Annotated in this window: 23 protein-coding genes; 7 read left to right on the top strand and 16 right to left on the bottom strand. The window is 61.3% G+C overall.

Features of this window, described 5'->3' with window-relative positions:
* Nucleotides 1–61: 61 nt before the first annotated feature.
* Together phoR and phoB are read right to left on the bottom strand one after the other, a co-directional pair.
* Nucleotides 62–1,348 carry a phosphate regulon sensor histidine kinase PhoR gene (phoR, locus tag ACXX83_RS24265; RefSeq protein WP_458550227.1) on the bottom strand — a complete coding sequence of 429 codons (1,287 nt, stop codon included), beginning with the start codon at nucleotides 1,346–1,348 and terminating at the stop codon, nucleotides 62–64.
* An 80-nt stretch (nucleotides 1,349–1,428) separates the two neighbouring features.
* Nucleotides 1,429–2,118, bottom strand: coding sequence for a phosphate regulon transcriptional regulator PhoB (phoB, locus tag ACXX83_RS24260; RefSeq protein WP_015097384.1), 690 nt, complete (start codon nucleotides 2,116–2,118; stop codon nucleotides 1,429–1,431).
* Between the two features lie 153 nt (nucleotides 2,119–2,271).
* On the opposite strand from phoB, the gene ACXX83_RS24255 reads away from it, so the two are divergent.
* Complete coding sequence (locus ACXX83_RS24255; RefSeq protein WP_095964350.1) at nucleotides 2,272–2,655, top strand: COG4315 family predicted lipoprotein; 384 nt, start codon at nucleotides 2,272–2,274, stop codon at nucleotides 2,653–2,655.
* Between the two features lie 53 nt (nucleotides 2,656–2,708).
* Here ACXX83_RS24255 and ubiA read toward each other — a convergent pair whose 3' ends face one another.
* Nucleotides 2,709–3,599, bottom strand: coding sequence for a 4-hydroxybenzoate octaprenyltransferase (gene ubiA, locus ACXX83_RS24250; protein WP_217836717.1), 891 nt, complete (start codon nucleotides 3,597–3,599; stop codon nucleotides 2,709–2,711).
* The gene (locus ACXX83_RS24245; RefSeq protein WP_458549782.1) at nucleotides 3,599–4,162 is read right to left on the bottom strand and encodes a chorismate--pyruvate lyase family protein; all 564 of its coding nucleotides are present in this window, start codon (nucleotides 4,160–4,162) and stop codon (nucleotides 3,599–3,601) included. The genes ubiA and ACXX83_RS24245 overlap by 1 nt, the downstream gene beginning before the upstream one ends.
* A gap of 200 nt (nucleotides 4,163–4,362) precedes the next feature.
* Between ACXX83_RS24245 and ACXX83_RS24240 the strand changes: the two genes are divergently transcribed.
* From ACXX83_RS24240 to ACXX83_RS24225, 4 genes are all read left to right on the top strand, one after another.
* The gene (locus ACXX83_RS24240) at nucleotides 4,363–4,533 is read left to right on the top strand and encodes a rubredoxin (protein WP_007975200.1); all 171 of its coding nucleotides are present in this window, start codon (nucleotides 4,363–4,365) and stop codon (nucleotides 4,531–4,533) included.
* Nucleotides 4,534–4,551: 18 nt separating this feature from the next.
* Nucleotides 4,552–5,700, top strand: a complete 1,149-nt coding sequence (locus ACXX83_RS24235; protein WP_458549781.1) for an NAD(P)/FAD-dependent oxidoreductase — start codon at nucleotides 4,552–4,554, stop codon at nucleotides 5,698–5,700.
* A gap of 194 nt (nucleotides 5,701–5,894) precedes the next feature.
* Nucleotides 5,895–6,170, top strand: a complete 276-nt coding sequence (locus ACXX83_RS24230) for an HU family DNA-binding protein (protein ID WP_003195589.1) — start codon at nucleotides 5,895–5,897, stop codon at nucleotides 6,168–6,170.
* A 310-nt stretch (nucleotides 6,171–6,480) separates the two neighbouring features.
* Nucleotides 6,481–6,864 carry a hypothetical protein gene (locus tag ACXX83_RS24225; RefSeq protein ID WP_008018281.1) on the top strand — a complete coding sequence of 128 codons (384 nt, stop codon included), beginning with the start codon at nucleotides 6,481–6,483 and terminating at the stop codon, nucleotides 6,862–6,864.
* Between the two features lie 97 nt (nucleotides 6,865–6,961).
* Here the strand turns inward: ACXX83_RS24225 and ACXX83_RS24220 are convergent, their stop codons facing one another.
* The 6 genes from ACXX83_RS24220 to exbB all read right to left on the bottom strand — a co-directional run bounded on the left by ACXX83_RS24220 (nucleotide 6,962) and on the right by exbB (nucleotide 13,896).
* Complete coding sequence (locus ACXX83_RS24220; RefSeq protein ID WP_217836715.1) at nucleotides 6,962–8,362, bottom strand: aminoacyl-tRNA deacylase and HDOD domain-containing protein; 1,401 nt, start codon at nucleotides 8,360–8,362, stop codon at nucleotides 6,962–6,964.
* Between the two features lie 78 nt (nucleotides 8,363–8,440).
* Entirely contained in the window at nucleotides 8,441–10,516 is a 2,076-nt protein-coding gene (gene recG, locus ACXX83_RS24215) for an ATP-dependent DNA helicase RecG (protein ID WP_458549780.1), read from the bottom strand.
* Between the two features lie 9 nt (nucleotides 10,517–10,525).
* Nucleotides 10,526–11,455 (bottom strand): hydrogen peroxide-inducible genes activator, encoded by a 930-nt coding sequence (locus tag ACXX83_RS24210; RefSeq protein WP_007975189.1) that lies wholly within the window; start codon nucleotides 11,453–11,455, stop codon nucleotides 10,526–10,528.
* Nucleotides 11,456–11,740: 285 nt separating this feature from the next.
* Nucleotides 11,741–12,490, bottom strand: coding sequence for an energy transducer TonB family protein (locus tag ACXX83_RS24205; RefSeq protein ID WP_015097375.1), 750 nt, complete (start codon nucleotides 12,488–12,490; stop codon nucleotides 11,741–11,743).
* On the bottom strand, nucleotides 12,487–12,915 hold the full coding sequence (exbD, locus tag ACXX83_RS24200; RefSeq protein ID WP_007975187.1) for a TonB system transport protein ExbD: 429 nt from the start codon (nucleotides 12,913–12,915) through the stop codon (nucleotides 12,487–12,489). Before exbD ends, ACXX83_RS24205 begins: the two co-directional genes overlap by 4 nt.
* Before the next feature lie 6 nt (nucleotides 12,916–12,921).
* Nucleotides 12,922–13,896, bottom strand: coding sequence for a tonB-system energizer ExbB (gene exbB, locus ACXX83_RS24195; RefSeq protein WP_458549779.1), 975 nt, complete (start codon nucleotides 13,894–13,896; stop codon nucleotides 12,922–12,924).
* Nucleotides 13,897–14,084: 188 nt separating this feature from the next.
* On the opposite strand from exbB, the gene ACXX83_RS24190 reads away from it, so the two are divergent.
* The gene (locus ACXX83_RS24190; protein ID WP_458549778.1) at nucleotides 14,085–14,942 is read left to right on the top strand and encodes an SDR family oxidoreductase; all 858 of its coding nucleotides are present in this window, start codon (nucleotides 14,085–14,087) and stop codon (nucleotides 14,940–14,942) included.
* Nucleotides 14,943–15,070: 128 nt separating this feature from the next.
* On the opposite strand, the gene ACXX83_RS24185 is transcribed toward ACXX83_RS24190, so the two are convergent.
* The 6 genes from ACXX83_RS24185 to ACXX83_RS24160 form a co-directional block, all read right to left on the bottom strand.
* Complete coding sequence (locus ACXX83_RS24185; RefSeq protein WP_458549777.1) at nucleotides 15,071–15,811, bottom strand: hypothetical protein; 741 nt, start codon at nucleotides 15,809–15,811, stop codon at nucleotides 15,071–15,073.
* Nucleotides 15,812–15,878: 67 nt separating this feature from the next.
* Nucleotides 15,879–16,259: a RidA family protein gene (ridA, locus tag ACXX83_RS24180; protein WP_015097371.1), complete on the bottom strand. Its 381-nt coding sequence runs from the start codon at nucleotides 16,257–16,259 to the stop codon at nucleotides 15,879–15,881.
* 36 nt (nucleotides 16,260–16,295) lie between these two features.
* Nucleotides 16,296–18,401, bottom strand: a complete 2,106-nt coding sequence (gene spoT / locus ACXX83_RS24175; RefSeq protein ID WP_104450282.1) for a bifunctional GTP diphosphokinase/guanosine-3',5'-bis pyrophosphate 3'-pyrophosphohydrolase — start codon at nucleotides 18,399–18,401, stop codon at nucleotides 16,296–16,298.
* A 57-nt stretch (nucleotides 18,402–18,458) separates the two neighbouring features.
* Nucleotides 18,459–18,722, bottom strand: coding sequence for a DNA-directed RNA polymerase subunit omega (gene rpoZ, locus ACXX83_RS24170; RefSeq protein WP_007921129.1), 264 nt, complete (start codon nucleotides 18,720–18,722; stop codon nucleotides 18,459–18,461).
* A gap of 167 nt (nucleotides 18,723–18,889) precedes the next feature.
* A complete protein-coding gene (gmk, locus tag ACXX83_RS24165) occupies nucleotides 18,890–19,510 on the bottom strand; it encodes a guanylate kinase (RefSeq protein WP_433737844.1) in 621 nt (206 codons plus the stop codon).
* A gap of 12 nt (nucleotides 19,511–19,522) precedes the next feature.
* A complete protein-coding gene (locus tag ACXX83_RS24160; protein ID WP_007975180.1) occupies nucleotides 19,523–20,386 on the bottom strand; it encodes a YicC/YloC family endoribonuclease in 864 nt (287 codons plus the stop codon).
* A 268-nt stretch (nucleotides 20,387–20,654) separates the two neighbouring features.
* Between ACXX83_RS24160 and rph the strand changes: the two genes are divergently transcribed.
* Nucleotides 20,655–21,377 carry a ribonuclease PH gene (rph, locus tag ACXX83_RS24155; RefSeq protein ID WP_007975179.1) on the top strand — a complete coding sequence of 241 codons (723 nt, stop codon included), beginning with the start codon at nucleotides 20,655–20,657 and terminating at the stop codon, nucleotides 21,375–21,377.
* The last annotated feature ends 15 nt before the right edge of the window (nucleotides 21,378–21,392 follow it).

Raw genomic sequence — 21,392 nt, 5'->3', positions numbered from 1 at the left:
CGCAAGTCAGCCAATGTAGCGGCTGACCGGCCAGTTGCCTAGTGGCGCGTGCTGACCGGTATCAGTCGGCGGTGCTGATAACCCGTGATTTGGTGACCTGGGCCGGGGCAAAGTGGCAGGTAAAGGTACTGCCGTGACCCGGTACGCTGCTGATTTCCATCCGTGCCCGATGACGTAACAAAACGTGTTTGACGATCGCCAGCCCCAGGCCGGTGCCACCGGTATTGGAGTTGCGGCTGGAGTCGACGCGATAGAAGCGTTCGGTCAGGCGTGGCAGGTGTTTGCTGTCGATACCGATCCCGGAATCCTGCACGCTCAGGTGTGCCCCCTGGTCATCGCCCCACCAGCGAATGCGGATGTTGCCTTCGGCCGGGGTGTATTTCACCGCGTTGAACACCAGGTTGGAAAACGCGCTGCGCAACTCCGCCTCGCTGCCCTTGAGCAGAGTCATCGGGTCGGCGTCCAGGGTTATTTTCTGGTTTTTCTGGCCGGACAACTGCTGCGCATCGCTCTTGATCGATTGCAGCAAGCCGTCGATCGGCACCGGCTGGTTGTCCGATGGATAATCGGTGGCTTCCAGCTTGGCCAGCAACAACAGGTCGTTGAGCAGGGTCTGCATGCGACCGCCTTGTTGCTGCATCTGCTGCAAGGCACGGCCCCAGCGCGGGTTCACCTCGTCGACGTTATCGAGCAGGGTTTCCAGGTAACCGCAGATCACCGTCAACGGTGTGCGCAGTTCATGGGAAACGTTGGCAATGAAGTCTTTGCGCATTTGCTCAAGCTGATGGATGCGCGTCACATCGCGCACCAGCATCAAGTGTTCGTTGTTGCCGTAACGGGTGATGTACAACTGGATGCGCACGCGGTCGTTGGTCGGAGAAGGAATTTCCAGCGGTTCGGCGTAGCTTTCTTGCTCGAAGTATTCCTTGAAGCGCGGATGGCGCACCAGATTGGTCACCGGCTGGCCACTGTCCTGCGGGGTCTTGAGGCCCAGCAGGGTTTCGGCGGCGCGGTTCCACCATTCCAGGTTGCCGTCGGTGTCGAGCATGATCACCGCGTCTTTCAGCGCGGCGGTGGATTCCTGAACCCGGTCGATCACCGCTTGCAGGCGCCCGCGTACCCGTTGGTCGCGGCGCTGCAGGTGGTAGATGCTGTCGAACACCTCGCCCCACAGGCCGTAGCCGTCGGGCGGCGCTTCATCGGGTTTGTGCAGGCGCAGCCACTCGTGCAGACGCAGCAATTGCTTGAGGGTCCAGGCCAGGTAAAGACCCAGGCCTGCGGCGAGGCTCCAGCCGTAATAGCCGGTGATCAGGCCGATCACCAGGCAGGCGGTGACCAGTAGCAGCATGTGGCGAATCAGGGTGCCATGCCAGTTTTGGTTCACTTGACGCGCGTCCTTGTCAGCTTGTCGGGCGGTAAGGGTCCGGGTCAGGCTTTGGTAGAAAAGCGGTAACCGGTGCCGCGCACGGTTTGTACCAGATTTTCGTAAGCATCGCCGAGGGCTTTGCGCAGACGCCGAATGTGCACGTCGACGGTACGCTCTTCGACATAGACGTTGCCGCCCCAGACCTGATCCAGCAACTGGCCACGGGTGTAGGCGCGCTCCTGGTGAGTCATGAAGAATTGCAGCAGGCGGTATTCGGTCGGGCCCATCTCGGCGGGACGACCGTCGATGGTCACGCGGTGGCTGATCGGGTCCAGCAGCAGGCCGCCGACTTCGATTGGCGCCTCGCCATCGGTCGGGCCGGTACGGCGTAGTACCGCCTTCAGACGCGCCACCAGCTCACGGGGGGAAAACGGCTTGGTGATGTAGTCGTCGGCGCCGACTTCCAGGCCCTGGATCTTGTTGTCCTCTTCACCCTTGGCGGTGAGCATGATGATCGGGATGTCCCCGGTCAATTCATCACGCTTGAGGCGACGGGCCAGCTCGATGCCGGAGGTGCCGGGCAGCATCCAGTCGAGCAGGATCAGGTCCGGTTTGCGGTCGACGATAATGGCGTGGGCCTGCTGGGAGTTTTCCGCCTCCAGGCAGTCATAGCCGGCCATTTCCAACGCAACGGCGATCATTTCGCGAATAGGCGCTTCGTCGTCGACGATCAGAATGCTCCTGCCAACCATGCCCAAAATCCTCTTGTCATTTAACTGTCTTGCGCCGCATTAGATAACGGAATTATTGCAGTCGTGTGACAGTATTTTAGTCGACCGGCGATTGGCTGGATCCTGGGCTAAGCTCTAAGTCCGGATCCTGACAACCACAAGAGGAAGGTTTCCATGAACTACATTGCTCAATCCTGGAAGGCTTTGCTGGTCACTGCGGCGTTAACGCTGCCGACACTGGCCTTTGCCGCCGACCCGGCGATGATGAAAGACGGCATGATGGTCGACCATAAGGGCATGACCTTGTACACGTTCGACAAGGACACTGGCGGCAAGTCGGTGTGCACCGGCGAGTGTGCAGAGTACTGGCCACCGCTCAAGGCAGAGGCGGGTGCCAAGGCTGAAGGTAAATGGACCGTTATCAAGCGTGACGACGGGACCATGCAATGGGCCTTTGACGGCAAACCGCTGTACTACTTCCAGAAGGACAAGGCACCTGGAGAAATGAAGGGTGACAAGATGAAGGACGTCTGGCACGTCGTTCGCGAGCATATGTAACAATGCAAAAAGATCGCAGCCTGCGGCGGCTCCTACCGCAGGCTGCGATCTTTTCAACGCAACGCGTAATCCAGCACAATCCCCACAAAAATCGCCAACCCTGCCCAGTGGTTGTGCAGAAACGCCTTGAAACAACGCATCCGGTCTTTGTCGCGGGTGTACCAGAACTCCCACGCAAAGCAGCCCGCCGCCACCAGTAATCCGAGGTGGAACCAGCCACCGAGGTCGAACTTCGAGCCCGCCAGCAACAGGCAACCCAGCGCCAGCCCTTGCAGGGTCAGGATGATCGCCCGGTCCGCATCGCCGAATAGAATCGCCGTGGATTTCACGCCGATCTTCAGGTCGTCATCGCGGTCGGTCATCGCGTAATAGGTGTCGTAGCCCACGGTCCACATCAGGTTGGCGATCCACAGCAGCCACGCGGCGGCCGGGAGTTCTCCGGTTTCGGCGGTAAAGGCCATCGGCATCCCCCAGGAGAACGCCGCGCCCAGCACCACTTGCGGGTAATAGGTGTAGCGCTTCATGAAGGGGTAACTGAACGCCAACGCCAGGCCGCCCAGCGACAGCCACACGGTCGCGGCGTTGGTGCACAGCACCAGCAGGAAGCTCACGCCCATCAGCAATGCGAAGAACACCAGCGCCTCTTTCGAGCTGATCTTGCCGCTCACCAGCGGGCGCTGCTCGGTACGCTTCACATGACCATCGACCTTGCGGTCCGCCCAGTCGTTGATCACGCAGCCACCGGCGCGGGTCAGCACTACGCCCAGGACGAAAATCACAATGTTGGCCAGGGACGGCGAACCCTTGCCGGCAATCCACAGCGCCCACAGCGTCGGCCAGAGCAGCAGGTAAATGCCGATCGGCTTGTCCATCCGCGTCAGCTGAATGAAGTCCCAGGCCCGAGGGTTCAAGCGGTTCAAGGACTTGAGCAGGCTTTGGTACATCAGAGGTTCTCCGATCGGGCGCGTGCGGCGTCCCACAGGGAAGGCAGGAAGATTTCGGCCACCAGTACACTCAGCGCGCCGCGGTCAAAACGTGAACGGCGGCCCCATAGATCCGGTGCCCGCGCCTCGCCCGGCAGCCATTCTTGAGGATAATGACAAACCTCGATGGCCCGCCGCTGAAAGGCCTGATCGCAGAACAGCAATTCACCCAGGGAGCGGCTGCCCAATTCGTCCATGTGCAAGCCGTCGCCTTGCAATGCACTGCGTGCCGCGACGCTGCGGGCGAACACCCAGGCTTCACCATGACCGCGCAGATACACCTCGCGCACCCAACCTTCACTGCCGTTAGCCAGGTCCAGCGCTGCGCATTCGTCGGCGCGCAGGGTTTGCCAGCCCTCGAACATCGGCGAGACGCTGAAGGCATCATTCGACAGATGAATCAGACGTCGGGTGAGCGAGCCTTCGTCGAACAGCCAGTCCAGGATGGAAGCATCGGGGAGGGGCGCCAGTTCGCTGCGCGAGAGCCAGAGAGGAGCTGGAGAGGGGGATTCTGTGTGTTGCACAATGAGTCATTATTGGCAGCAAATGAGGCGGCGAGCTTAACATGTCAGCCGCCGATATCGATTGAATTGGCCTGCCGTTGCGCCGAACAGGCTTGCATCCGGCGGCACCGATCAGTACAAAACGCGCTGAGTTGGACGGCAGTGCTACAACCATCGACCGTTCTGCCGGCAAAACGCCTGAACCCCTGAGGAAGTACCTGATGAAAAAGTGGCAATGTATCGTCTGCGGCCTGATCTACAACGAAGCCGACGGTTGGCCGGATGACGGCATTGCGCCGGGCACCCGTTGGGAAGACGTGCCGGAAGACTGGCTGTGCCCGGACTGCGGTGTGGGCAAGATGGATTTTGAAATGATCGAAATCGCTGCCTGAATAATTGAGGAGTAAGGAATGAACGCACCTGTCGTCATCATTGGCACCGGTCTGGCTGGCTACAACGTCGCCCGCGAGTTTCGCAAGCTCGACAGCGAAACCCCGCTGCTTTTGATTACCGCCGATGACGGGCGCTCCTACTCCAAGCCGATGCTCTCCACCGGCTTCGGCAAAAACAAGGATGCCGACGGCCTGAGCATGGCCGAACCCGGCGCCATGGCCGAACAACTCAAGGCCGAAATACGCACCCACACGCGCATCAGTGGTATTGACCCGGGCCACAAGCGCCTGTGGATCGGTGAAGAAGCGGTGATATACCGCGACCTGATCCTGGCCTGGGGCGCCGAAACCGTGCGCGTGCCCATTGAAGGTGACGCGGCGGATTGCGTATTCCCGATCAACGACCTGGAAGATTACGCACGCTTCCGTGCGGCAGCTGCTGGCAAGCGCCGCGTGCTGCTGCTCGGCGCCGGCCTGATCGGCTGCGAGTTCGCCAACGACCTGACCCTGGGCGGCTACGAAGTGCAACTGGTTGCGCCGTGCGAACAGGTCATGCCGACCCTGTTGCACCCGGCGGCCGCGGCAGCGGTGCAGGCTGGCCTGGAAAGCCTCGGCGCACGTTTCCACCTCGGGCCGGTGCTCAACCGCCTGCAACGCGTGTCGGACGGTCTCGAAGCACACCTGTCCGATGGCCAGGTGATCTCGTGTGACGTGGTGGTCTCGGCCATTGGCCTGCGCCCGCGCGTCGACCTCGCGGCAGCGGCCGGTTTGCAGGTCAACCGCGGCATCATGGTCGACCGGCACCTGAAGACTTCCCACGCCAACATCTACGCCCTGGGCGATTGTGCTGAGGTCGATGGGCTGAACCTGCTGTACGTGATGCCCCTGATGAGCTGCGCGCGAGCGCTGGCGCAAACCCTGGCCGGCAACCCGACCGCCGTCACCTATGGCCCTATGCCGATCACCGTCAAAACCCCGGTGTGCCCGCTGGTGGTATCCCCGCCGCCACGGGGTGCAGAAGGCATCTGGACCGTCGAAGGACAGGGCGCCGACATCAAGGTTTTATGCCGCGATGCAGCAGGCAAACTGCTCGGTTATGCCCTCACCGGTGCCGCCGTGATGGAAAAACTGGCCCTGAACAAAGAGCTTCCAGCCCTGTTGGCATAAATACCGGTCGTTCTGTCGGAATCACCCCCCTTTTGCCCTAACAATGGCCGCGCCGATACTGGCGCGGGGCCTCACTGCGTGCCATCCTCACTCCCGTCTGCCGCAGAGTAGAGCACCTGCGGCGCTTTTGGCGCTGCTCCGCAGAGAGCAGCACGGACATAACAACAACAAACCGTCAAAGGGGCTTCACTCACATGCGTAAACCAGACCTCGCTGCAGCCATTGCTGAAAAAGCAGACCTCACCAAAGAACAAGCCAACCGCGTTCTCAACGCCGTTCTTGAAGAAATCACCGGTGCCTTGCACCGCAAAGACAGCGTGACGCTGGTGGGCTTCGGCACCTTCCTGCAACGCCATCGCGGTGCCCGCACCGGCAAAAACCCGCAAACCGGTGAACCCGTCAAAATCAAGGCCAGCAACACCGTTGCGTTCAAGCCAGGTAAGTCGTTGAAAGACAGCGTTAATCCGTAAGCCGTTTTCGCCTCTCGCGTAGCGGGGGGTGGAATAAAAAATGGGCACGCCAACCAGGGTTGGGTGCCCATTTTTTGTACCTGAAATACCGCGCCCTCTAGGAGCCCGGCAAGCCGGCTCCTATGTATGTGTTTCTTCAGGTGCAGAAGTGGCGTGTGGAGTGGCTGGAGTGATGTGTTGAAAATTGTGACTTAGTAGTCATCGTGCAGGTAATGGTAATGATCTTCTCCTAACGCAGCTGGATACTGGTGTTATCCTCTGAAGCCGTTAAACTGCCCCAGCCGTTCATTTTCCTTCTGAGGCTGTGCGCATGAAATTTCGTTTTCTGCTGTGGATGCTGGGTTTGTTGATGGGTAAGGCCAGCCGGACCAATCCGGCGTTTCAGCAGCAGTTGGGTGACAAGGACCTGGTGTTCCAGCTGCAGACGCTGGACGGGAAAGTGGCGCGGCATTTCCGCGTGAAGGACCAGCGCATCACCAGCCAATCGGGTGTGCATGCCGAGCCTGCGTTTGCGATTGCCTTTAAAGATGCCGCGTATGGCTTTGCCACGATGCAGGCGAAGAACAAGCAACTGGCGTTCATGACCGGGATTCAGGACAAATCGATTCAGATCAAGGGCAACCCGGCGCTGGTGATCTGGTTCCAGGGGCTGACCAAGTATTTGAAGCCGAAGAAGGCGAAGCCCAAGGCTTGAGGTCTTTCAGTTAGACCGAGTGATATTCATCGCGGGCAAGCCCGCTCCCACAGGATTTAAGCGATCCCTGTGGGAGTGGGCTTGCCCGCGATGCTGTTCAGCCTTGGCTGAATTGCGAGGCCAGTTCGCGCAACAGCACTTCAGCCTCCAGCACTTTGCTGACTACGTCGTCGGCCTTGGCGCGGCTCAGGCCGAGGCGTTCCAATAGTGCGTCCGGGATGCCTTCGTCGGGGCCGGAGCCGATGCCTCGGCTGCGCAGCAGGCGCACCGACAGGCAGACCAGGTTCGGGTATTCGGCGTAGGTGCCGTCGTAGGCCGGGTCGTGCTGGAAGCGCAGCGCGGTCGACAGCTCTTCGGGCATGTCCCAGTAGCGCATCAGCCACGAGCCGATCTGTTCACGGCTGATGCCCAGCAGGTGTTGTTCCACGAAGCTGTGGCACAGGTGCGGGTTGACCTCCAGGTGGCGGCAGATCAGCGAGAAGTGTGGCGGGAACACGTGGGCCAGCAGCAGGTAGCCGAAGTTGTGCAGCAGGCCGGCCAGGTAGGTCAGGCCTGCTTCCGGGCGCTGGGTGCGCGGCATGGCGCGGGTCAGGCCTTCGATGACGGCGGCGGTGTAGATTGATTGCTGCCAGTATGGCGTGGTTTGTTGCGGGTGGTCCTTGGGCAGGCTCAGGGTTTTACCCAGGGCCAGGCCCAGCGCCAGGTTGATCACCAGGTCGAAACCCAGCACGCGCACGATGGCGTCTTCCACGGAACGGATCTTGCCCGGCGAGGCGTAGTACGGCGACGCTGCCCAGCTCACGACTTGCGCGGCCAGCGCCGGGTCGGTTTCGACCACGCCGGTGATGTCGTCGATAGTGGCGTTGGGGTCGACACGCAGCTTGATGATCTTTTGCGCGGTTTCGGCCAGCGGCGGAATCTCGATGGTCTCTTCCAGACGCTGCTGGATGCGACGCGCGGTAAATGCCTGGACGGCCTGGGTGATTTCCTTGCGGTCGTCATCGGGGCGGTCGAGGTTCGGACGGATGCTGGTCAGGTTTTCGCCGAAGTTGGCGGCGCTGGCCTTGATCAGCATGGTCTTGAAGTCTTCGCTGGAGACTTCCAGCAGCACGCCCGGCTCACCAGAGTTGATCAGCAACTTCGGCTCACGCAGCAGGCTTTCGTCGTACAGGCAGGGTGAACTGGTCAGCGCCGGCAGGCCCGGCAGCAAGCTGAGGTTGTGCTTGCCGAGCATTTTTTTCAGGCGCTCGGTGGGTACGGCAGTGAGGCGGCGACCGGTGAGTTCGGTCAGGCGATTGAGGTCCAGTAACTGGCTCTGCGGGAACAACACCATCAACGCGCCGACGCTGTCATCGAGCAGAACGGCCTGCACTTTGCGTGCGGCATTGAGGCCGTGATGCTCCAACACTTCTTCGTAGGCAATGCCCAACTTGCCCAGCATCAGCCGAATAACCGACGGAGCGTGCGGGGTATCGGGTGCGAAGGCAACGTCGGTCATGGTCTGTATCCGTGATTAAACAATTGCAGGAGTATAACCAGCTTGCCTAAGGCCACGCCTCAGAAACTGTGACGGTTGTCACACTTGGCCGTATTGTTGGCCATGACGCAGCCAACGGTCGAGTAGCGGGCTGACGTGGGTCGGCCAGCGCTCGAGCAATGCCTGGGCGGCATCTCGCACGGCGGGCAGTAAATCGGCATCGCGCATCAGGTCGGCGACCTTGAATTGAAGCAAGCCGGTCTGGCGGGTGCCGAGCATTTCGCCGGGGCCGCGCAATTCCAGGTCCTTTTCGGCGATGACAAAACCATCGTTGGTTTCGCGCATGATGCCCAGGCGCTGACGGCCGATCTGCGACAGCGGCGGATGGTAGAGCAGCACGCAATGGCTGACGGCGCTGCCCCGACCGACGCGGCCGCGCAACTGGTGCAGTTGCGCCAGGCCCAGGCGCTCGGGGTTCTCGATGATCATCAGGCTGGCATTGGGCACGTCGACGCCCACTTCGATCACCGTGGTCGCGACCAGCAGTTGCAGGTTGCCGGCCTTGAACTCGGCCATCACCGCGGCTTTCTCCGCAGGTTTCATGCGGCCGTGGATCAGCCCGACCTTCAGCTCGCCGAGGGCGGCGGTGAGGTCTTCATATGTGGTTTCGGCGGCCTGGCAGGTCAGCTCCTCCGACTCTTCGATCAGCGTGCATACCCAATAGGCCTGACGTCCTTCGGCGCAAGCGCTGCGCACCCGCTCGATGACTTCGACCCGCCGGGTGTCGGTGATCAGCACGGTGTTGACCGGGGTTCGGCCGGGGGGCAGTTCGTCGAGGATCGAGGTGTCGAGGTCGGCGTAGGCGCTCATGGCCAGCGTGCGCGGAATCGGCGTGGCGGTCATGATCAGCTGATGCGGACACATGCGTCCGCCGACGCCTTTCTGCCGCAGGGCCAGACGCTGCTGAACGCCGAAACGGTGCTGTTCGTCGATGATCACCAGCGCCAGGTTCTTGAATTGCACTTCGTCCTGGAACAGCGCGTGAGTGCCAACCACCATAGGCGTGCCGCTGGCGATTTGCTCCAGCGCGGCGGTGCGGTTCTTGCCCTTGAGCTTGCCGGCGAGCCATGCGACTTCAATGCCCAGCGGCTCGAGCCAGCGCTTGAAGGTAATGAAGTGCTGCTCGGCGAGAATCTCGGTGGGCGCCATCAGTGCGACCTGATAACCGGCCTCCAGCGCTTGCAGTGCGGCAAGGGCGGCAACCACGGTTTTGCCAGCGCCGACGTCGCCCTGGATCAGCCGCAGCATGGGCTCGTGCTGGCTGAGGTCGTAGGCGATTTCGTTGCCGACCCGTTGCTGGGCGCCCGTCGGGTTGAAGCCGAGATTGGCCAGGTATTTGGCCGGCAGCCGGGTGGCCTTGGGCATCGCGGGCGCACGCAGGGCGCGCATGCTTTCACGAAGGCGCTGTTGCGACAGTTGATGGGTCAGCAGTTCTTCAAAAGCCAGGCGGTGTTGTGCCCAGTGATGGCCGAGGGCGAGTTCATCGACGTCGGCATCGGCGGGCGGGTTGTGCAGGTAGCGGATTGCATCGGCCAGCGGTGCCAATTGGTAGTCGCGGGCCAGTTCGTTCGGCAACCAGTCGGGCAGGCTGCTGGGGCCGAGCAGGGTGAGGGTCTGCATGCACAACTGGCGCAGGCGCTGTTGGGTCAGGCCTTCGGTGAGCGGGTAGACCGGAGTCAGGGTTTCATCCACCGGCGGTGGTTCGTCGCCAGTGATAGCGCGATATTCCGGGTGGTAGATTTCCAGCCCCGAAGCACCGGGCCGTGCCTCGCCGTAGCAGCGAATCCGCGTGCCGCGTTTGAGGCCTTCCTTCTGTGCATTGCTGAAATGGTAGAAGCGCAGGCTGAGTCCGCCGGTGCCGTCCTGCAAGCGCACCACAAGGCTGCGCCGACGGCCCATGACCACATCGGCGCCGCTGACGGTGCCTTCGATGACCGCATCCTGCCCGGGTCGCAGCGCGCCAATCGGGACCACGCGGGTGCGGTCCTGATAGCGCAGGGGCAAGTGAAACAACACGTCCTGGAGGTTTTCCAGGCCGACCTTGGCCAGTTTCTCGGCCATGGCTTCACCGACACCCTTGAGTGCCGTAACCGACACTTGCGACAACTCGCTCATGACCGTCGCTTAGCCCGCAGCAACCTGCGCCGCTGGCTTGGCCACCGAGCACAGGCGAATGGAGTCGGCGAGGATTTCAATCGCCTTCGGACGCGGGAAGCTGGCTCGCCAGGCAATGGCCACGGTGCGGAACGGTACGGGTGCCGACAACGGACGCACCTCGATCACGCCGGGGGCGTAGTGATGACTGTCGACTGCTGACAACGGCAGGATCGAAATACCCAGGCCGGACGCGACCATGTGGCGAATGGTTTCCAGGGAACTGGATTCCACCGTGGTGTGCTTGGCGCCGTCGTTGCCTTTGGTCAGGGTCGGGCAGGCTTCCAGTACCTGATCGCGGAAACAGTGGCCTTCGCCGAGCAGCAGCAGGCTCTTGTCGTTGAGCAGGCTGGCATCGATGGACTCTTTTTGCGTCCACGGGTGCTGCGCCGGCATCAGCACGTAGAACGGCTCGTCGTAGAGCTGCAGGGTCAGCACGTCGGCTTCGCTGAACGGCAGGGCGATGATGATCGCGTCGAGTTCACCGTTGCGCAGTTTGTCGCGCAGCACGTGGGTGAAGTTTTCTTCGATGTACAACGGCATCTGCGGGGCGACCCGGTGCAGTTGTGGAATCAGGTGCGGGAACAGGTACGGCCCGACAGTGTAGATCGCGCCGACTTTGAGCGGGGCAGTCAGCTGGTTCTTGCCGGCCTGGGCCAGTTCGCGGATGCCTTGGGCCTGCTCCAGCACCTTTTGAGCCTGGGCCACGATGCCTTCGCCGACAGGCGTCAGGCGCACGGCGCTTTTGCTGCGCTCGAAAATCAGCACACCGAGTTCGTCTTCAAGCTTTTTCACGCCCACCGAAAGGGTCGGCTGGCTGACGTGGCAACGCTCGGCCGCGTGGCCGAAGTGCTGCTCTTGGGCGAGGGTAACGATGTAGCGTAATTCTGTGAGGGTCATAGCAAGCGTCCATGAAGTTGCGGGCCAAGCATACCGGCTGCAATCGATAGACGCACGTTATCAGACTGAACGTGTCCGGTGACACCGGGCAATGCCGGTTTGCCGCTTGCAGATAAGAGAAAGGCACCTTTCGGTGCCTTTTTGGCTTGGAACGCGACCTTCCTGCTGGCAGAAATCTCTGTGGGAGCGAGCTTGCTCGCGATGAGGGCCCAACATTCGACATCTACGTTGAATGTTAGACCGCTATCGCGAGCAAGCTCGCTCCCACATGGGGCGGTGGTGCGTTTACCGACGGCGTTTTTCCAGCGAATACACAAAGGGTGCAACGATTTCGATGGAGCCATTGGTCAGCATGTCGGCCGGCGGCTTGGGCAGCGGTTGAGCGCGACGGATCATTTCCAGGGTGGCCCGGTCCAGATCGGCGGTGCCCGAGGCGCCTACCAGCTCAAACGACAACACATTGCCTTCGGCATCCACGACGAAACGCAGGCGGTTCATGCCTTCCTTGCCCCGTGCCTGTGCACTGGCAGGGTACTTTTTGTACTTCTGCAGGTGCGCCAGCAGCGTGCCTTGCCAACTGGCCTTGGCCGCCAGTTGAGCCGGCGAAGGACCCGGTGCAGGCTGAGCGGATTTCTCCGTAGGCGCCTGGGTCTGTTGCGTTTCTGCCGGTTTCTCCTCGGCCGGTTTTTCCTTCGGCGGTTCGGGTTTCTTCTCTACAGGCTTGGGCGGCTGTGGCTTCGGCTTTGGCTTGACGGGCTTGGGCACGGCAATCTCAGCTTTCGGCGCTTCGGCGAGCTTGGGGATCGGCAGTTCTTCAACCGGAGCCGGTGGTTGCGGTGGGGTGACGACCTTCGGCGGAGCAGGCGGTGGCGGGGCGGGGACCGGTGCCAGTTCGACCATCATTGCCTGAGGAGGCAATTCGATGGGCGGACGGGCGGACCAGTTCAGCGCCAGCGCGATGGCCAGCGCGTGAACGCCCAGCACCACGGCCAGGCTACCGCTGTAACGCGTCAGCTTATGGCGCGTCGTGATCATTTCTTGGCTGCCGTCTCGAGTCCGACCAGGCCGACCTTCAGGTAACCGGCTGAGCGCAGGTTGTCCATCACGCTCATCAGGTCGCCGTAATCCACGCCTTTGTCGGCCTGGAAGAAGATCGTCGTGTCTTTTTTGCCCTGGGTCCTGGCGTCGAGCGTAGCGCCGAGTGCTTCGGCCTTCACTTCGTCTTCACCGAGGAACAGGCGCTGGTCAGCCTTGACACTGAGGAACACCGGTTTCTCTGGCCGCGGCGCCGGTTTGGCGGTGGAAGCGGGCAGGTCGACCTTGATGTCCACGGTGGCCAGCGGGGCCGCCACCATGAAGATGATCAACAGCACCAGCATTACGTCGATGAACGGCGTGACGTTGATTTCGTGGTTTTCGGACAGATCGTCGTCTGCCCCTTCTTTCAAATGCAGGCCCATGGCCGATTACCCCACTTTCACCATGTGCGGTTGCGAGCTGCGCTCAGGCTGGTGGTCGAGGTCGCGGCTGACCAGCAGCAGGACCTGTGCCGACGCATCGGACACCTGAGCCTTGTAGCCGGCGATGGAGCGGGCGAAGACGTTGTAGATCACGACCGCAGGGATCGCTGCAACCAGGCCCAGTGCGGTGGCGAGCAGGGCCTCGGCGATGCCGGGAGCGACGACGGCGAGGTTGGTGGTCTGGGTTTTGGCGATGCCGATGAAGCTATTCATGATGCCCCACACGGTGCCGAACAGGCCGACGAAGGGCGCGGTGGAACCGATGGTCGCCAGCACGCCGGTGCCGCTGCTCATGTTACGACCGCAGGCCGCGACAAGGCGCTCAAGGCGGAAGCTGACGCGTTCCTTGATGCCTTCTTTCTCACGGCTGTTGACCGACAGGCGCATCTCTTCGAGAGCATCGTGCACCAGCAGGTTGGCGAGGGTGCCTTCCTTCGCCGCCGTGGCGCTGGCTTCCTTGAGGGAGGTGGATTTTTTCAGTTGGGCGATTTCACCGCGCAGGCGACGCTTGGCGCCCATCAGCTCAAGACCCTTGGCGATCCAGATGGTCCAGGTGATGATCGAGGCGATGGCCAGGCCGATCATCACGATTTTCACGATGATGTCGGCATTCTTGTACATGCCCCACGGCGACAGGTCATGGGCCATGCCCAGAGTGTTGTCGGCTTCGAGGACTTCAGGAGCGTCTTCACCCAGGTTCTCTGCCGGTGCTGCCTGGGCAGGATCGGTCGCGGCAGGAGCAACGGCCGGGGCGGCGTGATCAGCCGGTGCAGGGGCTGCGGCGGCGGCCGGAGTAGCTGGCGCCTGGGCATCGGCGAAAGCCGCGACTGGCGCGAGCATCAGGCTGAGGAGCAGGGCGGCCACCGCGCTCCAGGCGCGAGGTCGTTTGGTTGGCGAAGCGGAGAGTTGATTACGTGTCATGCTGGCCGGACCTGAGAGAAAAAACGGGTGAAGTTCTTCCAGGCCTCGAAGGGCCGAGAACAAAAGTGGGGCGTATTATTGCAAGTAATTCTTGTTAACAGAAGTAATAGCGTCTCTTTTTTTCCTGCATTGCTAGCCGCCTGTCTGTTGCCGGCGCTAGTCTGTGGCTTTGCGATAGGAGTTTTCTGATGTCTGCGCCTACTGTTTTGATCGCCGGTTGCGGTGATGTTGGCAGCCGCCTGGCCACACAGCTGCTGGCGGCGGGATGGGAGGTTCATGGCCTGCGGCGGGATGTTTCACGCCTGCCCGCGGGCGTCATCGGCGTTGCCGGTGATTTGTTCAACAAAGACTGCCCGGCCACTTGGCCGATCGGTGCCGTGGATTACCTGGTGTATTGCGCGGCAGCCACCGATCACGACGAAGCCGGCTACCGTGCAGCCTATGTCCAGGGGCTGGAGCATGTGCTGGAGTGGCTCAACGACTACGGTCAGGTGCCCAATCGCCTGTTGTTTGTGTCCAGCAGCAGTGTTTACGGGCAGCAGGATGGCGAGTGGGTCGATGAGCGTTCGTCTACGGTGGCGTCCGGTTATTCTGGGCGTGTGATGCTCGAGGCCGAGCAGATCGCGCTCAGGAGCGGTATCCCGGCCAGTGTCGTGCGCCTGACCGGCATCTACGGCCCGGGGCGTGAGTGGTTGCTGACTCAAGTCCGCCGGGGTTATCGCGTGGCGGTCGAACCACCGTTGTATGCCAACCGGATCCATGCGGACGATGCCGCAGGGTTGATGGCGTGCCTGCTTGAGGCGGACCGGCGTGGTGTGGCGCTGGAGGATGTCTACATCGGCGTCGATGACGAGCCGGCAGCGCTGGCCGATGTGGTGGGCTGGTTGCGCGGGTATCTGGGCGTGAACGAATGGGACGACGATTCAAGCGTACGGCGCACCGGCAGCAAGCGTTGCAGTAATGCGCGGGCCAAGGCCTTGGGCTGGACGCCGAAGTATCCGAGCTTCCGTGAGGGGTATGCGGCGATTCTTGAAGGCCGCTGCTGATTTTCGGTCACAGTAAACCAAATGTGGAAGCGGGCTTGCTCGCGAAGGGTTCGTAACATTCAACATCTCTGTTGGCTGTTATACCGCTTTCGCGAGCAAGCCCGCTCCCACAGGGGGTAATGCGTTGTTTACTGTTTTTCCAGCAGCCACTTGCGATCACCGGGCGTGTACTGAGGCATCTCGTCCGCCTGCGCCGTGTTCACGGTCTGGAAAATCTCCAGCTCTTTGCCCCTGCGCGCAAAGATCCAGGCGTTTCCTTGCCCATTGAGCTGCAGCCACATGTTGTCGTTGCCACCACTCATCGAGGCGCAGTCGCCGGCCAGGCACAGCGCATAACGGTCAGTGCCCGGCAGGCCGGTCACCTGGCCGTCGGCCTGGAACTGCACGGTGTCGCCTTCGCCGGGGCCGCTGACGACTTTCCAGCTACCGCCCATGTAGGCCGAATACAGCGCGCGTTCGAAGCTGGCGCCAAGCGGTGCGCCATCCGGTACCGGGATCAATGCCCGGTCGAAGACCTGGGCTGATTCGTTTTCGGTCGCGGTCTGGCTCAATTGTTTGCCGTCGCGCTTCAGTTCACTACCGGAGCTGCCATAAAAGTCGACTTTCCAGAGGCCGGATTCTTCACCCTGCAGCTTGCCTTCGACGTTTTCAAAACCATTGGTGTAGCGGGCCTGGCCGGCCTTGGTGTTGATGTCCCATTCCAGGTTCGGGCCATAGGCCTGGAGCGCTTCGCGCAGGGGGACACCTTTGGCGGCAGCATCGATCGCCACCTGATTGATCCAGGTGCCGCTGATATCACGATCGGCAGGGTTGCTGGCACATCCGCCCAGAAGCAGGGCAAGCAGCGAGAGAGCAAGCGCATTGCGCATGGTGGAATCCTTTCAAACTTTCTTTACAGCAGGGCAGTCGGCGCAGCCCCAGGCTGCGCCGTGCACATTACTCGATGACCAGGATGGCATCCATTTCAACCTGTGAACCCTTTGGCAGGGCTGCAACGCCGATGGCGGCGCGGGCAGGGTAAGGCTGGTCGAAGTACTTGCCCATGATCTCGTTGACCTTGGCGAAATGGCTCAGGTCGGTGAGGAAGATGTTCAGCTTGACGATGTCCTTGAACGAGCCACCGGCCGCTTCGGCTACGGCCTTGAGGTTCTCGAACACCTGGATGGTCTGGGCTTCGAAGCCTTCAACCAGTTCCATGGTTTTTGGGTCCAGAGGAATCTGACCCGACATGTAAACGGTGTTGCCAGCCTTGATCGCCTGGGAGTAAGTACCGATAGCGGCCGGGGCCTTGTCGCTGGTGATAACAGTCTTGGTCATTGGTGACTCCTTGTAAGAGGTGGCTACGTTTGCGAGCTATGCACGCATTCGGGTGATGCGAATCACCCCGGTCAGGGCACGCAGTTTCTTGATCACGCGGGCCAGGTGCACGCGATCGTGCACGCTGACCACCAACTGGACCACGCTGATGCGACCATCGCGTTCGTCCATGCTGATTTTCTCGATGTTCCCGTCGGCGGCGTTGACGCTGCTGGCCAGCAGGGCAATCAGGCCGCGCTGGTGTTCCAGTTCGACGCGCAGTTCGACGTTGAATTCGCCGGTGACATCCTTGGCCCACGAGAGCTGGATGCACTTTTCCGGGTTGTGGCGGATTTCGCTGATATTGCGGCAGTTGTCCAGGTGCACGACCATGCCTTTGCCCGCGGACAGGTGGCCGACAATCGGGTCGCCCGGGATCGGCGTGCAGCACTTGGCGTAGCTGAGAACCAGGCCTTCGGTACCGCGAATCGCCAGCGGGCCTTCCGGGCTTGGCAGCTGTTCGCCTTCGCCGAGCAGTCGGCGAGCCACCACATAGGCCATGCGATTGCCCAGGCCGATGTCTTCGAGCAAATCCTCGATCAGTTCGAGGCGGTACTCGGCGAGCATTGCCTTGACGCGTTCAGCCGGGATTTTCTCCAGCGCGCTGTCGAATCCGTTGAGGACCTTGTTCAGCAGGCGTTCGCCCAGGCTGATGGATTCGGAGCGGCGTTGCAGTTTCAGCGCATGGCGGATGTGCGTGCGCGCCTTGCCGGTGACCACGAAGTTGAGCCAGGCCGGGTTCGGCCGTGCGCCGGGTGCGCTGACAATCTCGACCGTGGAGCCGCTTTGCAGTGGTTCGGACAGCGGTGCGAGACGACGGTTGATCCGGCAGGCAATGCAGCTGTTGCCCACGTCGGTATGCACTGCGTAAGCGAAGTCGACCGCCGTGGAACCCTTGGGCAGCTCCATGATCCGGCCCTTGGGCGTGAACACGTAGACCTCGTCCGGGAACAGGTCGATCTTCACGCTCTCGATGAATTCCAGCGAGTTGCCGGCGCGTTGCTGCATTTCCAGCACGCCCTTGACCCACTGGCGGGCGCGGGCGTGAGTGCCTTTCGGCTGTTCGTCGCCGCTGGACTTGTACAGCCAATGGGCGGCGATGCCGTTGTTGGCCATCTCTTCCATTTCACGGGTGCGGATCTGGATCTCGATCGGAACACCGTGCATGCCGAACAGCGTGGTATGCAGCGACTGGTAGCCGTTGGCCTTGGGGATCGCGATGTAATCCTTGAAGCGCCCTGGCAGTGGTTTGTATAAGTTATGTACAGCACCCAGCACGCGGTAGCAGGTATCGACCTTGTCGACGATGATCCGGAACGCGTAGACGTCCATGATCTCGTTGAAGGCCCGACGCTTGCCGCGCATTTTCGTGTAGATGCCGTAGAGGTGTTTCTGGCGACCGCTGACCTCGCCCTGGATGCCGTCGATGGCCAGGCAGTGGCTTAAGGATTCTTCGATCTTGTTGACGATTTCCTTGCGGTTGCCCCGGGCGCGCTTGACGGCCTGGTAGATCCGCGCGGAACGCATCGGGTGCATGGCCTTGAAGCCGAGGTCTTCGAATTCTATGCGGATGGCGTGCATGCCCAGCCGGTTGGCGATGGGCGCATAGATTTCCAGGGTTTCCTTGGCGATGCGTCGGCGTTTTTCACCGGACAGCACTTCCAGGGTGCGCATGTTGTGCAGGCGGTCGGCCAGCTTGACCAGGATCACGCGAATATCGCGGGCCATGGCCATGGCCATTTTCTGGAAGTTTTCGGCTTGTGCCTCGGCCTTGGTTTCGAAGTTCATCTGGGTCAGTTTGCTGACCCCGTCGACCAGTTCGGCCACAGTCTCGCCGAACTGCGCTTGCAGCGCTTCCTTGGCAATACCGGTGTCTTCGATCACGTCATGCAGCATTGCGGCCATCAGGCTCTGATGGTCCATGTGCATGTCGGCAAGAATATTCGCCACCGCGAGTGGGTGCGTGACGTACGCCTCGCCGCTACGGCGGCGTTGGCCGTCGTGGGCTTGTTCGGCGTAGAAATACGCTCGGCGGACCAGATTGACCTGGTCCTTGCCGAGGTAGGTCGATAAGCGATCGGCGAGGGCGTCTATGCTCGGCATGATGTCTCCTGCCGTAGGCTGTGATCCCGCGCCGTGCTACGTCGACCAGGCATAAGCTTAGACGGCCTCGTTGGACTCGTCCTCGAATGCAGCAAAAAGCGGTTCATCTTCAACGATTTCGGCTTCGGCGATAGCTGCGTAGTCGATCAGGCCTTCAGCGATTTCGCGCAGGGCGACGACGGTAGGCTTGTCGTTTTCCCATGCTACCTTCGGCTCTTTGCCGCCGGTGGCCAGTTGACGGGCACGCTTGGTAGAGAGCATGACCAGCTCAAAGCGGTTATCCACGTGTTCTAGGCAGTCTTCAACGGTTACGCGGGCCATGGTCTTCCTCGTAGCAAATGCAATATGCGCGCTGCCCGGATGGGCGAGCGGACTCAACAGTTTAAAAAATCACCAGCGATTAGGGAAGCGCTGATTTTTTGACCAAGCCCTTCAACGCGCTGCAAGTGCCAATGTAAAGCCCTTGCAGCGGTTTTGGGAAGAGCTGATTAACCGAGCAATTCAGCCAGCAATTTGCCGTGACGCTGCTGCTGACGCTTCTGAATCAGCTGATTGGCGCGGAAAATCGCCTTCAGGTCGTGCAGTGCGTGGGCGAAATCGTCGTTGATGATCAGGTAATCGTAGTCGACGTAATGGCTCATTTCGCTGACGGCTTCGCGCATCCGGCCGTCAATGATCTCGTCGCTGTCCTGGCCGCGATTGGTCAGGCGCTGGTGCAGGGCTTGCAGTGACGGCGGCAGGATGAAGATCGAGCGGGCCTGCGGCATCAGCTTGCGTACTTGCTCGGCACCTTGCCAGTCGATTTCCAGGATCAGGTCGTGGCCTTCGTCAAGGGTCTGCTGCAGGTGGCTTTGCGAGGTGCCATAGAGATTGCCGAACACTTCGGCGCGCTCGAGGAAATCGCCGTGCTCGATCATCTTCACGAACTCGCTGCGGTCGACGAAGTGATAGTTCACGCCATTCACTTCACCCGGGCGCATGGCGCGGGTGGTGTGGGAGACCGAGACGCGGATCTCCGGGTTGGCATCGGTCAGGGCCTTGACCAGGCTGCTCTTGCCCGCGCCCGAAGGGGCGGAAATGATGTAAAGGGTGCCAGTGCTGTGGGTCATGTCGGGGTAGCCTTACTCAATATTCTGCACTTGTTCGCGCATCTGCTCGATCAACACCTTGAGGTTGACCGCAGCCTGGGTGCTGCGCGGGTCGAAGGCTTTGGAGCCCAGTGTGTTGGCTTCGCGATTGAGTTCCTGCATCAGGAAGTCCAGGCGCCGACCGGCAGCGCCGCCGGATTTGAGTACCCGGCGAACTTCGATGATGTGAGTGCTCAGTCGATCCAGTTCTTCGGCGACGTCGCTTTTTTGCGCGAGCATGACCATTTCCTGCTCCAGGCGCTGCGGATCCATCTCGGCCTTCATGTCGGCGAAACGGTCGAGGACTTTCTGGCGCTGGGTGGCGAGCATCTGCGGGACCAATTCGCGCAGGGTCACCACGTCTTCTTCGATGGAGGTCAGGCGCTCGTTGATCAACCGTGCCAGCTCCGCACCTTCGCGCTCGCGACCGGCCTTGAGTTCCTTGAGGCCCTGGTTGAACAGTGCCAGCGCTTCAGCGTTCAAGGCTTGCGGGTCGGTGGCGTCGCCAACCAGTACGCCGGGCCAGGCCAGGACTTCCAGCGGGTTCAGCGCGGCCGGGTTCTTGATCAGGCCGGCGATGGTCTCGGCGGCGGCGACCAGTTGCGCGGCGCGTTCCTGATCGATCTGCAGCGCTTTGCCGGTGTTTTCTTCGGTGAAGCGCAGGGTGCATTCGAGCTTGCCCCGCGATACGCCTTGGCGCAGGGCTTCACGTACCGCGCCTTCGAGGTCGCGAAAGGACTCCGGCAGGCGCAGGTGGGGTTCCAGGTAGCGGCTGTTGACCGACCGCAGTTCCCAGCTCAGGGTGCCCTGGACGCCGGCTTTTTCGACGCGGGCGAAGGCGGTCATGCTGTGCACCATGGCGGTACCTCGCAAGGCAGATCGGCGCAGAACCTTGGTTCCGGGAGTCCGATATCAATGAATTAAAGCCGACTGGCAGCAAAGGCGCAGGATTGTAGCGCAGTGACGCGGATGCGCCCAAACACAGGGTGTGACAAAGAGCGGCAGGCCCGTGCCGGCGTGCAGTGCAGAGCCTTCGGTCGTCGGCGGATTTTTTTAGAAGTGCCCAGTAACGGTCGTCGGCTCTATAATGCTCCGCAGTTTTCCGTCCCCAGTACAGGTATTCCCTATGATACGTCCAAGTGGTCGCGCTGCCGATCAGCTCCGCTCGATCCGCATCACCCGCAACTACACCAAACACGCCGAGGGTTCTGTGCTGGTCGAGTTCGGTGATACCAAGGTCATCTGCACCGTCAGCGTTGAACCGGGCGTACCGCGTTTCCTCAAAGGCCAGGGCCAGGGCTGGCTGACCGCCGAGTACGGCATGCTGCCACGTGCCACCGGCGAGCGTAACCAGCGTGAAGCCAGCCGTGGCAAGCAAGGCGGCCGTACGCTGGAAATCCAGCGTCTGATCGGCCGCTCCCTGCGCGCTGCGCTGGACATGACCAAGCTGGGCGACGTCACCCTGTACGTCGACTGCGACGTGATCCAGGCAGACGGTGGCACCCGTACGGCGTCGATCACCGGTTCCATGGTCGCGCTGATCGATGCCTTGAAAGTGATCAAGAAACGTGGCGGCCTGAAAGGCGGCGACCCGGTCAAGCAGATGATCGCCGCTGTTTCCGTGGGCATGTACAAGGGCGAGCCTGTGCTCGACCTCGACTACCTGGAAGACTCGGCCGCCGAAACCGACCTGAACGTGGTGATGACCAGTGCTGGCGGTTTCATTGAAGTACAGGGCACTGCCGAAGGCGCGCCGTTCCAGCCTGAAGAGCTGAACGCCATGCTGGAACTGGCGAAGAAAGGCATGAACGAGATCTTCGAACTGCAAAAGGCCGCATTGGCCGACTGACCGGACCGCTCCAGG

The sequence above is a fragment of the Pseudomonas sp. GNP012 genome (assembly GCF_054343835.1).
This window is presented reverse-complemented; position numbering and strand designations above follow the sequence as displayed.

Bases quoted from the DNA above. Each gene is read 5' to 3' on its own strand.
- ubiA (WP_217836717.1), bottom strand. From the start codon at position 3,599: ATGTACCAAAGCCTGCTCAAGTCCTTGAACCGCTTGAACCCTCGGGCC.
- ACXX83_RS24185 (WP_458549777.1), bottom strand. From the start codon at position 15,811: ATGCGCAATGCGCTTGCTCTCTCGCTGCTTGCCCTGCTTCTGGGCGGA.
- ACXX83_RS24255 (WP_095964350.1), top strand. From the start codon at position 2,272: ATGAACTACATTGCTCAATCCTGGAAGGCTTTGCTGGTCACTGCGGCG.
- rph (WP_007975179.1), top strand. From the start codon at position 20,655: ATGATACGTCCAAGTGGTCGCGCTGCCGATCAGCTCCGCTCGATCCGC.
- ACXX83_RS24230 (WP_003195589.1), top strand. From the start codon at position 5,895: ATGCGTAAACCAGACCTCGCTGCAGCCATTGCTGAAAAAGCAGACCTC.
- ACXX83_RS24225 (WP_008018281.1), top strand. From the start codon at position 6,481: ATGAAATTTCGTTTTCTGCTGTGGATGCTGGGTTTGTTGATGGGTAAG.
- ACXX83_RS24205 (WP_015097375.1), bottom strand. From the start codon at position 12,490: ATGATCACGACGCGCCATAAGCTGACGCGTTACAGCGGTAGCCTGGCC.
- spoT (WP_104450282.1), bottom strand. From the start codon at position 18,401: ATGCCGAGCATAGACGCCCTCGCCGATCGCTTATCGACCTACCTCGGC.
- exbB (WP_458549779.1), bottom strand. From the start codon at position 13,896: ATGACACGTAATCAACTCTCCGCTTCGCCAACCAAACGACCTCGCGCC.
- gmk (WP_433737844.1), bottom strand. From the start codon at position 19,510: ATGACCCACAGCACTGGCACCCTTTACATCATTTCCGCCCCTTCGGGC.
- phoB (WP_015097384.1), bottom strand. From the start codon at position 2,118: ATGGTTGGCAGGAGCATTCTGATCGTCGACGACGAAGCGCCTATTCGC.
- ACXX83_RS24240 (WP_007975200.1), top strand. From the start codon at position 4,363: ATGAAAAAGTGGCAATGTATCGTCTGCGGCCTGATCTACAACGAAGCC.
- ACXX83_RS24210 (WP_007975189.1), bottom strand. From the start codon at position 11,455: ATGACCCTCACAGAATTACGCTACATCGTTACCCTCGCCCAAGAGCAG.
- rpoZ (WP_007921129.1), bottom strand. From the start codon at position 18,722: ATGGCCCGCGTAACCGTTGAAGACTGCCTAGAACACGTGGATAACCGC.
- ACXX83_RS24220 (WP_217836715.1), bottom strand. From the start codon at position 8,362: ATGACCGACGTTGCCTTCGCACCCGATACCCCGCACGCTCCGTCGGTT.
- phoR (WP_458550227.1), bottom strand. From the start codon at position 1,348: ATGCTGCTACTGGTCACCGCCTGCCTGGTGATCGGCCTGATCACCGGC.
- ridA (WP_015097371.1), bottom strand. From the start codon at position 16,259: ATGACCAAGACTGTTATCACCAGCGACAAGGCCCCGGCCGCTATCGGT.
- recG (WP_458549780.1), bottom strand. From the start codon at position 10,516: ATGAGCGAGTTGTCGCAAGTGTCGGTTACGGCACTCAAGGGTGTCGGT.
- exbD (WP_007975187.1), bottom strand. From the start codon at position 12,915: ATGGGCCTGCATTTGAAAGAAGGGGCAGACGACGATCTGTCCGAAAAC.
- ACXX83_RS24160 (WP_007975180.1), bottom strand. From the start codon at position 20,386: ATGGTGCACAGCATGACCGCCTTCGCCCGCGTCGAAAAAGCCGGCGTC.
- ACXX83_RS24235 (WP_458549781.1), top strand. From the start codon at position 4,552: ATGAACGCACCTGTCGTCATCATTGGCACCGGTCTGGCTGGCTACAAC.
- ACXX83_RS24190 (WP_458549778.1), top strand. From the start codon at position 14,085: ATGTCTGCGCCTACTGTTTTGATCGCCGGTTGCGGTGATGTTGGCAGC.